Origin of the sequence: Bradyrhizobium sp. 31Argb, from assembly GCF_043638955.1 — a bacterium.
Classification (GTDB): domain Bacteria; phylum Pseudomonadota; class Alphaproteobacteria; order Rhizobiales; family Xanthobacteraceae; genus Bradyrhizobium.
In genome coordinates, this window is record NZ_JBEGDB010000237.1 from 1 (window position 1) to 10,660 (window position 10,660).

Sequence of the window (10,660 nt, forward strand, 5' to 3'; positions counted from 1 at the left end):
GTTTTCGAGCGAAGTGGACACCGGTTCGCGTGAAGAAAACGCGTCAAAACAAGAATCTAGAGCTTCGGTTCTGATTCCATCAGAACCGAAAATGCTCTAGACGCCGGTCACGAAGCCGTAAGCGGGCCACAAACATTTAATGCGTGATGAAGCGGCCCCCTGCCCGCTCTGGCGGCGTCGCCGTGGACCGGGTACACCATCCGCACAATGGCGCATCACGAAACGCTCTATCGGCCCGACATCGACGGGCTGAGGGCAATCTCCGTTCTGCTGGTCGTCGGTTATCATGCCCAGCCTTGGCTGGTGCCGGGCGGCTTTATCGGCGTTGACGTCTTCTTCGTCATCTCCGGCTTCCTGATCACGCGGATCATCCTGACGAGGGTCGATGTCGGCACCTTCTCTTTCGCCGATTTCTATGCGCGGCGCGTTCGCCGCATCTTTCCAGCCCTCGTCGTCGTGCTTACCGCGACCTATCTGGTTGGATGGTTCGCGCTGCTGCCCGATCAATTCGTGCTGCTCGGCGAGAACATTGCCGCCGGCGTCGCCTTTGCGGCCAATCTGTTCCAGCTCAGGCAAACCGGGTATTTCGCGCCTGCCGCCGCGGACAATCCGCTGCTGCATCTCTGGTCGCTGGGCGTCGAAGAGCAGTTCTATATCTTCTGGCCGCCGGTGATCCTTCTTCTCTCCGCGACCGCAATCCGCGGCCGATGGATCGCGCTCATCGCGCTGGTCTCGTTTGCGTTCAGCCTGAGCATCTTCTTCGGCTACGAGACCGTCGCGTTCTACTCACCGCTCACGCGCGCCTGGGAGTTGCTCGCGGGCGGACTTCTTGCCCACCTGGTCGTACGGAAGAGCGTTAGCTGGGACAAGCGGATCGGCGAGTATCTTGCCCTGGTGGGCCTTGCCGCGATCCTTGGTCCGGCGCTGCTGTTAGATCGCACCAGCGCATTCCCGGGCCTCTACGCCCTGCTGCCGGTGTTCGGCGCGGTATTGCTGATCGCCACGCCGAATTCGGCCGTGAACAAGATGCTGCTGTCGAACCGACCAATGGTATGGATCGGCCTGATCAGCTATCCGCTTTATCTCTGGCATTGGCCGGTCCTGTCCTATCTCGGCATTCTGCGCAACGGCGTGCCGAACGTCATGGAGATCTGGGCGGCGGTCGCCGTCTCCGTGATTCTTTCCTGGCTGACATTCCGCTTTGTCGAAATTCCGCTTCGCCACTACGACCGGGCAGTCAAGAGACTAGCGCTCGGTCTCGCCCTGGTGGGCATTGCCGGTCTCGTGACCATCGCCGCGGCCGGATTCGATTTTCGTTTTCCTGTGGAGGTGCAGGCGATCGCGCGGACCCAGGCGAAGGACAACGCGGGATTTAGCGACAAGTGTTTCCTGGAAACGCCGGGCGCTGAATTCAACGCTGACTGCATCGAGCAAGGAACGCAGCCGCTCGTATTCTTGTGGGGCGATTCCACCGCGGCCGCGCTCTATCCGGGCTTGAAGGAAGCAGAGGCCGCGAGCGGATCGTTCCGGCTGGCGAGGTTCAGCGCACCGGGCTGCGCGCCGATCCTGGATTCGGGCGCGAATGCGCGCTGCGACGAAGTCCATCGCACCGCCTTCGGCCTACTTCAGTCCGCGCATCCGGATGTCGTGCTGCTCCATGCCATGTGGGGTACGAACAACGACCTCGACAAGTTGCGCGAGACGATCGCACGGCTGCGCGCCAGCAAGGTCCGGCGCATCGTGATCCTGGGTCCACTGCCGGTCTGGAAGCGAACGCTTCCCCATACGCTCGTCAATCACTACCGGGCTTGGCACGAGATTCCGGAGAGGATCGCGGTGGGCGTATCGGGCTTGGACAATGATCAGCGGATGGAGGCTTTCAGCAAAGCCGAAGGAATCGAGTACATCTCGGCCTGGCATACGCTGTGCAATGCTGCGGGCTGTCTGACCGGAATCGGGACCAACGCCAACCAGGTGCTGATAACCGATATCGTGCACCTGTCCGACGCCGGCTCGAAGTTTCTGATCAGAGCGATCGGCAAGGAATTGCTACCGTTTCCACCGCGCCCGTGAGGACGGCGGCTTCGACCTGTTATGGTAAACGATCTCTTCCGATTGACGCGGTGTTACTCTTTTGTCACCTCGGTGGAAATTGGGACTGCCATAACTTGGGATGCTTGATTCCGGAGGCAACCTTTGCTGCAGTCGAATGAGGCCGAGGTGTGCCATGAAATGGATGAAAGAACGCGATCTCCTGATCGCTCAGACAATGGCGTTCGTGCAATCGGTGACCGGCAAGAAGCCCGACGCCGAGTTGTTGTCGCCGGCCACCGAAACGACCGTCCGCGCGACCATAACCACCGCCGTGGTTAACGTCGAAGCCGTGCTCGCCGAGCCGACAGCGATCATCCCGGTCGCCGTCCCGCCCAAGCCCGCTCAGACGATGCCCGCTCGGACAATGCACCCTGAGGCAAGGCCATCTCAGGCGAAGCCGCCTCAGATCGCGGGTCTCGACCTCCCCGCCGATTTCCAGTCCGAAATCCGTGCCCGGGTGGCAAGCTTCCGCGCGCACCAGGAGCGGTTCACCCGCGAGCGCGAGGAATATTGCCGTGCCACCATGGCCAAGGTCCGCGCCAGCCTCGGCGAGGGCACCTAGCCGCCCCGCTCCACCGAATAGAGTAGTCCCCCGACTGTCCCGCTAACGTCTTGGCGGTCAGAGCCAGGCCCATACCAGCAGCATATTGGCCACGGAGGCGACCAACAGCGCCACAGTGAGCGTGACATGCACGCGTTCGCTGGATGTGTGCAGAACCGTTGTCATGGCCTGGACCATCCGGCGATTCTAGCACCGGAGTCTTGCGGATTCTTTTTTGCGGGATTCACCACTTATTAGGGACTCAAGATGGGGTGACGGACGCCCTCACCTGGGCGTGAAACAAGACGGTTGGCGACGCTGAAACTCGGGGGGCGGGGTCGGCGTTGACTGCCTTTGCGGAGCCGCGAATAAGAATGCCCTACGCGCTGTTTTCCAACGACGCCAAGCTGAGCAAGGCCTATCCGACTGAGGCGGATGTCTGGAAGGTCGCCCGGAAGAGCGGCCTGGTCGTGGACGTGGCGACGGAGGATGACAAGGCCGCCCCGCGGCCGGTCCTGGACAATGATTACGAGATCAGGCCCTGCCAGGCGGAGCCGAACGAAGACCCTGCCAAGAACAAGGCCGATGCCGAACGCGAGGCGCGGATCGAGCCACAGCTCTCGCCGCCCGAGCCGCCGCAGGAAGAACCCTTACGGCGTCGCGCTCACCAGTGAGGCCTGCTCCGAGGCCAGCGTCACGCACGCCTTGCGCCGGTGTAATCCCCTGATCGCGCCGGTGACCTTGAGCACCTTGCCAACCCCGCAGGCCGGATCCTGAACAAAGGCGACTTCGTAGGGCGCGAGAAGCAGCGGCTCGGATTTCAGCACGGTCTGGGCAAGGCATGGCGATATCGCCGCAGAGAAAATCAACCCTAACGCAAAAGCACGCATGTTCGTATGTCCACCTGGCCCGGCGGCCGGCATAATAAACCATCGAGGGTGAAAGTTCCGTGCACTGCAAAAATTATTTTTCGCGGTGCCGGTAGCCCTGCAGCAAAAGGGCCGGCGGGGAAGCCGGCCCTCGCCCCCGCGGAAACCCGCGATCAGTATTTGGAAGCGACCGGCCCGCCCCAGCCGAAGCGGTAGTTCACGCCGACCTTGACCGTATGCTCGTCGTCCCGGAAGCGGGAGCCGACGATCTCGGCCGGACCGGAGGTGAAGGTCGTGTGGCCGAAATTGTAATACTGGTACTCGGCCTTGGCCGACCAGTTCGGCGCAAACATGTATTCGAGACCGGCGCCCACGGTGTAGCCATTCTTGCGGTTACCGTCGGTCGTGAAGGGCTGCGGCACGCCGGCGAAGGCGACGCCGATGTTGCTGTTCTCACGCCAGGCATAACCGCCCTTGGCGTAGAGCAGCGCCGGGCCCCAGGTGTAGCCGATCCGGCCGGTCACTGAGCCGAGCTGGTCGGTGTTGCCCGTTACCACCGTTCCAGCGGGGAACACGAAGCCATTATTGCTGGCGCCCGTCAGCCAGCTGTATTGCGCCTCGACGCCCGCCACCCAGTTCGGCGCGAACTGATAGTCAAAACCGCCCTGCACGCCGCCCAGGAAGCGCGCGTCGCTGCCCAGCAGATTGTTGCCGTCGGTGAAGCCGCCGCCGATATGTCCGCCGATATAGAAACCGGTCCAATTGTAAACCAACGCCGGCGCCGTATAGGCCGGCGGTGCCTTGGTATAGGGCCGCGCCGGCATATCAGCCGCAAAAGCCGGGCCGGCGAATGCGGCCAGGGCGACTGCGCCAAGCAAACACTTCTTCATGGTAGTTCCCCATTTACTCACGTCGCGACATCAATCCAAACAACGTGACTTCAATTAGGTTGCTTTGGGGCACCGCCAGAGCATCACGTGTTCGTCACCGTGACAGCGCCGCAACATCACCCGTTGGTTCCATTGCATGGAAGAATTTTCCTCCGGTTAATCCGGAGCCGGCCACCAGAACGGATGTCGAATCTGACTAAGCCGAGGTTCAACCCTCGCCGAGAAGTGATCCGATCCCGGTAACCCTCCGGCCACCGAACCGGCGCTACCGCGACATGTTCTCCAGCTCCGGAAATGGCGCGTAGGTCGCGCCGGCGCAAGGCTCGGTAGCATTTTCCATCATGCGGTCGAGGCGGCCATCGACGTACACGATCGCGCGCTCTCGCGTCGGCCGATAGGCGCCGTCCGAGTCGCGGGCGCTGAAACGCAGGCAGGTGATGTAGCGCAGCCGCCCGCCCACCGTCCGCTGCACCGGCTCGGCCATGGCTGCGTCCCGCACGCCGGTGGGATCATTGAGATAGGTGTGCATGAACGCCACGGTCTCGACGCGGTAATTCTTCGGAAACGGCTGGTCGGCGACACCGCGGTCATCGGTGAAACTGATCGACCTGTTGTCGTCGCTGCTCAATGCGGAGCAGGCCGCGAGCGCGATCGGCAACAGCAGGATCGCCGTAAGTCTTGCTTTCTTCCCCAAGTTCCTTTCGCCCCAAAGTCGACTGCATCGGTCCCGGCGGTTTCTTAGACTGGCTAGCGGCGAAAGGGAATTCGGATCTCGGCGTCGGCTCAATGCACCATCCCACGGCCATTGGGGATGCAATGGCCGTGGGTGGGCCTGATATCCGCCGGCGCGGTGGGGCAATGTGGATCAAAACCGCGGCGGACGGACCAGTCGTGAAAGCCAGGGTTCAGCCGCGCTTGGCGGGCCGCACGATGTGCTTGACCGCGACCTTCGGCGTGACATGCGTCTTGATCACACCGATGTGCTTGTGGTGGCCATGATGGCGGACGTAGCGCTGGTGCTTATGATGGTGGCGCACCATCTTGGCATTGGCATTCAGCGCCTTGGGCTTCGCCAGCTCGGACTTGATCACCGGCGCGTGGGTCGTCTTGCCATAGTTGCCGGCAAACGCGGGCGCGGCCATCACGGAAACCGCAAGCAGCGCCGCGGAAATGGTCTTGAGCATGGTTGTCTCCTCTTCCAGGGATCGCTGAGACCTCCGGTCGGATGGCCGGGCTCGCCGATCAGTGACGATGACCTTAAGTCGGCGGCGCTGAACCCACGCTGAAACGCGCGGACGGAATTCGTTCATCTGCATGACATCCTGTTCATGTCCGTGACTGCGTCACGTCTGCGAGGCGTGAGTTTCAAAATGGCGTGCCGAAGCGGGAATGTTTCGGAGCACCGGGAGAGGCATGCAGAAATTCGCGATCAGGCTGTTGACGCTCGCCATGTTGTCGCTGACGCTTGCGGCAGCGCCCGTCGTTACCGCGGTCTATGCCGCGCCGGATAACGATCCGCCCCCGCCGCCGCCGCCCAAGGGCAAGAAGAGGTCGGAGATCCGCCCGAGCGTCGAACAGGCCGCCTTCGAGAATGGCTATCGTTCCGCCTATGCCACGATCTACGACCGCCACGATTATGCGAACGCGATCGAGCAATTGAAGGCGCTGCACCGCGACGACACCGCCGCCGTCGCCAACCTGATCGGTTATTCCTATCGCAAGCTCGGCGACTACAAGCTGTCGCAAGTCTGGTACGAGCGCGCGCTGAAGGCCGATCCGAACCACGTCAAGACCTGGCAGTATTACGGTCTGTGGCAGGTCGAACAGGGCAACCGCGACCAGGCGCAGTATCATCTCAACCGCATCGCCCAGCTCGCCGGCACCAACAGCGAGGAATACCGCTCGCTCGCCGCCGCACTGGAGAAGCCGCCCGGCACCGGGCTGGTGTATTGAGGCCGGTGCTCCGCATTCGTCCCTTCTCCCCTTGTGGGAGAGGGCGGAGGCTGAATAAACCCTATCTTCTCCGTCTCTTGATGGGGTTAAACAGTCCCGGAGTCTGCATTTCGAGTCTGGTTTTGCAGCGTTTATTCTAGGCGAAAATAAACTTGTGAGAGAAGCCCGGAGAGAGGCCTTTCCGGCCGTGGATGAGTGTGGCGCCCCGCCGGAATGAACGCATGGGACGGGCTGGAAGCGGCCCGGGATAGGTCCGAAAATGGCGCGCGGAGGGCGGGTTTGACGGGTGAAAATGGCCGACGAAAAACTGGTCTTTGGTCCGCGTTGTAGGTCCCGATTTTGTCGCCAAATTCGAGACCGACGGGACCGTGCGTCGCGCGGCGCCGATCCTCAAGGCGCTGGTCGGTATGACCGATGCTGAGGCCCGCGAGCACATCAAGGCGAAGGGTTGGCGCGCGAGCGTCGTGCCCGATCGCCCGACGATCGTCCAGGCGTTGCCACGCCTGATCGAGAGCGGCATGGCCTCGACCGCGCTCGTGACTCACGTGGTGGTCTCGAAGTTCGCCTGGTATTTGCCGCTGTACCGGCAGGTGCAGATTTTGGCCGGCCAGGGCGTCCATCTTGACCGGTCGACGCTTGCCGGCTGGGTGAAGCGTGCGGCCTGGTGGCTCAAGAGCCTCTACTATGAGCTCCAGCTGCGCACAATCGCGGCCGCGCCGCGCGTGTTCTGCGACGAGACCCCGATGCCGGTGCTCGATCCCGGACTGCCGCGGGTCTTGATGATCTTGCGCAAGCTACGATGCAGCGCCTCGACCGCGTTGGTCGTGTAGATCATCTTGCGGACACCAGGAGCGAACGCGAAGAACGGCACGACCTGTTCCCAGGCGCGGCGCCAGGCCTGGCCGATCGCCGGATAGCGCTTGCCCCATTCGTCCTCGAACTCCTCGAGCCGGACCAGCGCCATGTCGGCATTCTCGGCCCGGTAGATTGCCTTGATGGCAGGCAGGATCGCCTTGCGATTCTTCCAGGCTACAAACGCCAAGCTGTTGCGGATCAGGTGCACGATGCAGGTCTGCACCACGGTCTGCGGATAGACCGAGGCGATCGCCTCGGGAAAGCCCTTGAGCCCATCGACCACCGCGATCAGGATATCGTTGACTCCACGCGTCTTCAGGTCGTTGACGACCTTGAGCCAGAATTTGGCACCTTCGGTCTGCTCAATCCACAAGCCCAGAACCTCCTTCTCGCCGTCCGGATTGAGCGCCAGCGCGACATAGACGGCCTTGTTCTTGACCATGCCTTCATCGCGAATCTTGACCCGCAGCGCGTCGAAAAATACCACCGGATAGACCGGGTCGAGCGGCCGACTTTGCCATTCCCGAACTTCGTCGAGAATCGCGTCGGTGACCCGGCTGATCAAATCCGGCGAGACTTCGGCCCCATAAAGTTCAGATAAATGCCCCTGGATCTCACGCACCGTCATGCCGCGCGCGTAGAGGCTCAGGATTTTGTCGTCAAAGCCGTCGAAACGGGTCTGGCCCTTGGCGATCAATAGCGGCTCAAAGCTGCCGGCCCGGTCGCGTGGCACAGCTATGTCGATCTCGCCGTCCTCGGTCAGGATTGTCTTCGCGCTGGTTCCGTTACGGCTATTGCCGCTGCCGCGGCCAGCCGGGTCCCCCTTCTCGTAGCCAAGATGATCGCTCAGCTCCGCACCAAGCGCCCGCTCAATCAGCGCCTTCTTCAGCTGCTTGAAAAGCCCGTCTGCACCTGTGAGGTCTTCAGGCTTCTCATAGTTAGCAAGCAGTTGATCCAGTAGTTCAGGTGTAATCGTCGTGTCGGTCGTCATGTGAGTCTCCTCGGTAAGGTAAACTCACAGAAACCTGCTTACACATTCTTTCTGACACCCTCGGTGGCGTCGTACGCAATGTCCGCTCGATTACCTCAGCAACCTGATCGTCGTTGATGGTTCGAGGGCGGCCGGGGCGAGCTTCGTCAAGCAGCCATCACAGCGATCCCTCAAGAATCGGCGGCGCCACTTGCCAACGGTGTGTTCATGGATGCCGAGTTCGGCAGCCACAGACTTGCTTGGCAAGCCGTCTGCACACCGCAGGATCGCACGGCACCGCTCAGACAGCGACCGAGCTACACGATGACGACGAACTTGCCTCTCTAAATATGCTCGCTCTTGCAGACTCAGCACCAACGGTTCGATTGGCCGGCCTCTCACACCTGCATTCGCCACAAGCGCTCTCCTCTATAGAGATTCGCGCCATCATATAATGTGACGAACTTACGTTCCAGATGACTAGATCCAGTAGTCATCACCATTGCCAGGTGCCCTATCAATCAAGGCGCGAAACCCGCCATTCCAAACAAATCCAAGCTCGGGGTTCCAACGCACCAAGGCGGCGTAATCGTGTCCCGCTTGTCGGCTGTTGGCCTATCTGCGATCTCGGAGAATGCAAGAGACCAACATGGGCTTCGGAGTTGCTTTCGTCGGGCTCCTGGTCGTCGCGCTCTGCTTCATCGTGCCGCCGATCCCCGGAGGAAAGAAATGTTTCGGCGCATGGCCGCGCCGCGATAGAACCGTCGTTGCCCTCCCTATCGTGACGGTAACCATGGCTGTCGCGGACATATCCGCGGTTTCCCGAAATTGAGACCCAAACGCGACTTGCCCTGCTGTGCCGAAAGGGATGGCCGGGTTTACTTCGTTTCTGGATCGCTCTCCGCATCAGACCGGATATGCTCGGCAAGCAGCCGGCACTGGTCGCATGAGCGATATCGTTTCCACGCCGAAGCGCAGATCATTGTTCCGGCCGCGATGATGTCGCTGGTGGTTGTCAGCCTGCTTCTGCTTACCTATTCGGTGGGCGCGCTCATCGCGGGCTGCGCCGGTGACTGAACAGACCGTGCCAAGACAGGGCGTCTTTGACTCTCCGCATAGATGGATGGTTGCGATTCTTCTTCCAGTCACAAGTGCGCGGCCGCCGCAGCCTGTGCTTCGAAAGGATTCCTTCGAGATTCATCCGGTAGGCTCGAATGGCCCGGTTCAATCTCGCCTCCTTCGAAAGGGCCGCGCAGCCTTTTGGCCGACTGGTCAGCAGCTTCGCCAGCTTTGCCTTTCGACTGTCGGATTCAGCCTCGCACACAAGGTCTGGCCGGTGTCGGCGAGAGCCGCTTCAGCCAGTTCTATCGACACAAGCCGACCTCAGCTCCTGAGCCGGTTTTGCAGGGCCAGCCGACTGACCCTGAGGTTCTTAAGGTTCAGCAGGTCCGGCTGTCCTGTTGCCAATCGCCTGACCAGCTCCCGGGTGCCGTCCACGACAAAGACGCCGCAATCATAGGTGTTGCTCTGCTGGCGCATTGCGGCCCGTTGCGGGTTGGCCCCCAGCCGTCGTGCGAGCTCCGCTGCGGGCCCGTCATTATATCCCACCTGAGAGCCGTACCCATCGTCTACCATCAGAGAATCGTAGTAATGGGCAACCGGCGGCCTTGACCGATCGCTGCGATCAACCAGCAGCAGCGACCAGTGACTGCCGCGCCGCTCTATCTCCGCGCCGGCATCGTTTACCGGCAGGAACAGGAAGTCGTCTGTATGGCCAATCCAATTGAGTGCTTGTGCCGCGAGCGCGTCTGACCGCACCATTTGGGCTATCAGGGGATTCACGAACTGCGTCCGGGCGGCGAGATCCGGATTGCTCTCCTGCAACTCCTGTGTCAGGAGCTCATAGTCCCGCTGGATATGCTCGTTCGACAGCCAGTCCGTGGCACCTAGCACGCGTCCGCTGCGGCCGGCGGAAGAGGCGCCGGTAACTGACGTACCGGTCCGGGCATCTGGGACGGGGGAAGGGCGAGGATGATGGATGAATTGCGCATCGCGGCGTCCTCGCGTCCGCAATGTGATCGAGTAGGTCTCACCGTTGATGGAGACCTGCCTTGGGCCGCTGAACTGGGTCGGCAGGACGCCGATGTTATCCAGGGCATCGAGCAGGAAATCCGGCACCGGCCGGGAGCCATGCTGCCAATTCTCGCCGACGAGAGGTCCGATATCCTCAAGCTCCACAAGCGAGCCCGATGCGCCGACGACAAAGCCGGCAGGGCCGAGCACCGGCGCTGATTGAGCATCATCGCGCAATTCGGATGGCGTCGGCGCATTCAGGTCAACGAAAGAGTCCAGACCCGCGTAGGTATTTGAACGAGCTCCGGCCAGGTGCGCTGGTGCAAAGTGAGCATCATCGCGCAATTCGGATGGCGTCGGCGCATTCAGGTCAACGAAAGAGTCCAGACCCGCGTAGGTATTTGAACGAGCTCCG

At 61.5% G+C, this 10,660-nt stretch carries 8 protein-coding genes and 4 pseudogenes; 5 read left to right on the plus strand and 7 right to left on the minus strand.

What is annotated here, in order from left to right; all coding sequences use genetic code 11:
- Positions 1-207: 207 nt before the first annotated feature.
- From AAFX91_RS31720 to AAFX91_RS31730, 3 genes are all read left to right on the plus strand, one after another.
- A complete protein-coding gene (locus tag AAFX91_RS31720; protein WP_394569225.1) occupies positions 208-2,073 on the plus strand; it encodes an acyltransferase family protein in 1,866 nt (621 codons plus the stop codon).
- 154 nt (positions 2,074-2,227) lie between these two features.
- Positions 2,228-2,656 (plus strand): hypothetical protein, encoded by a 429-nt coding sequence (locus AAFX91_RS31725; RefSeq protein WP_394569226.1) that lies wholly within the window; start codon positions 2,228-2,230, stop codon positions 2,654-2,656.
- 353 nt (positions 2,657-3,009) lie between these two features.
- Positions 3,010-3,309, plus strand: a complete 300-nt coding sequence (locus AAFX91_RS31730; protein ID WP_282530842.1) for a hypothetical protein — start codon at positions 3,010-3,012, stop codon at positions 3,307-3,309.
- Here AAFX91_RS31730 and AAFX91_RS31735 read toward each other — a convergent pair.
- The 4 genes from AAFX91_RS31735 to AAFX91_RS31750 form a co-directional block, all read right to left on the minus strand.
- Positions 3,286-3,525 (minus strand): hypothetical protein, encoded by a 240-nt coding sequence (locus AAFX91_RS31735; RefSeq protein ID WP_394569227.1) that lies wholly within the window; start codon positions 3,523-3,525, stop codon positions 3,286-3,288. The genes AAFX91_RS31730 and AAFX91_RS31735 overlap by 24 nt on opposite strands.
- Positions 3,526-3,677: 152 nt before the next feature.
- A complete protein-coding gene (locus AAFX91_RS31740; protein ID WP_130583657.1) occupies positions 3,678-4,394 on the minus strand; it encodes an outer membrane protein in 717 nt (238 codons plus the stop codon).
- Positions 4,395-4,659: 265 nt separating this feature from the next.
- Positions 4,660-5,088, minus strand: a complete 429-nt coding sequence (locus AAFX91_RS31745) for a hypothetical protein (protein WP_394569228.1) — start codon at positions 5,086-5,088, stop codon at positions 4,660-4,662.
- 211 nt (positions 5,089-5,299) lie between these two features.
- The gene (locus tag AAFX91_RS31750) at positions 5,300-5,578 is read right to left on the minus strand and encodes a His-rich protein BRANT (RefSeq protein WP_207234660.1); all 279 of its coding nucleotides are present in this window, start codon (positions 5,576-5,578) and stop codon (positions 5,300-5,302) included.
- A gap of 229 nt (positions 5,579-5,807) precedes the next feature.
- Between AAFX91_RS31750 and AAFX91_RS31755 the strand changes: the two genes are divergently transcribed.
- Both AAFX91_RS31755 and AAFX91_RS31760 read left to right on the plus strand, forming a co-directional pair.
- Positions 5,808-6,347 carry a lipopolysaccharide assembly protein LapB gene (locus AAFX91_RS31755; RefSeq protein ID WP_130583655.1) on the plus strand — a complete coding sequence of 180 codons (540 nt, stop codon included), beginning with the start codon at positions 5,808-5,810 and terminating at the stop codon, positions 6,345-6,347.
- A gap of 500 nt (positions 6,348-6,847) precedes the next feature.
- A pseudogene (locus AAFX91_RS31760) lies at positions 6,848-7,120 on the plus strand (transposase); the annotation flags it as partial.
- On the opposite strand, the pseudogene AAFX91_RS31765 reads toward AAFX91_RS31760, so the two are convergent.
- The 3 pseudogenes from AAFX91_RS31765 to AAFX91_RS31775 form a co-directional block, all read right to left on the minus strand.
- Positions 7,111-8,193: pseudogene (locus tag AAFX91_RS31765) on the minus strand (IS256 family transposase); the annotation flags it as partial. The pseudogenes AAFX91_RS31760 and AAFX91_RS31765 overlap by 10 nt on opposite strands.
- Before the next feature lie 61 nt (positions 8,194-8,254).
- Positions 8,255-8,589: pseudogene (locus tag AAFX91_RS31770) on the minus strand (helix-turn-helix domain-containing protein); the annotation flags it as partial.
- A gap of 966 nt (positions 8,590-9,555) precedes the next feature.
- Positions 9,556-10,660 (minus strand): annotated as a pseudogene (locus tag AAFX91_RS31775) (hypothetical protein); the annotation flags it as partial.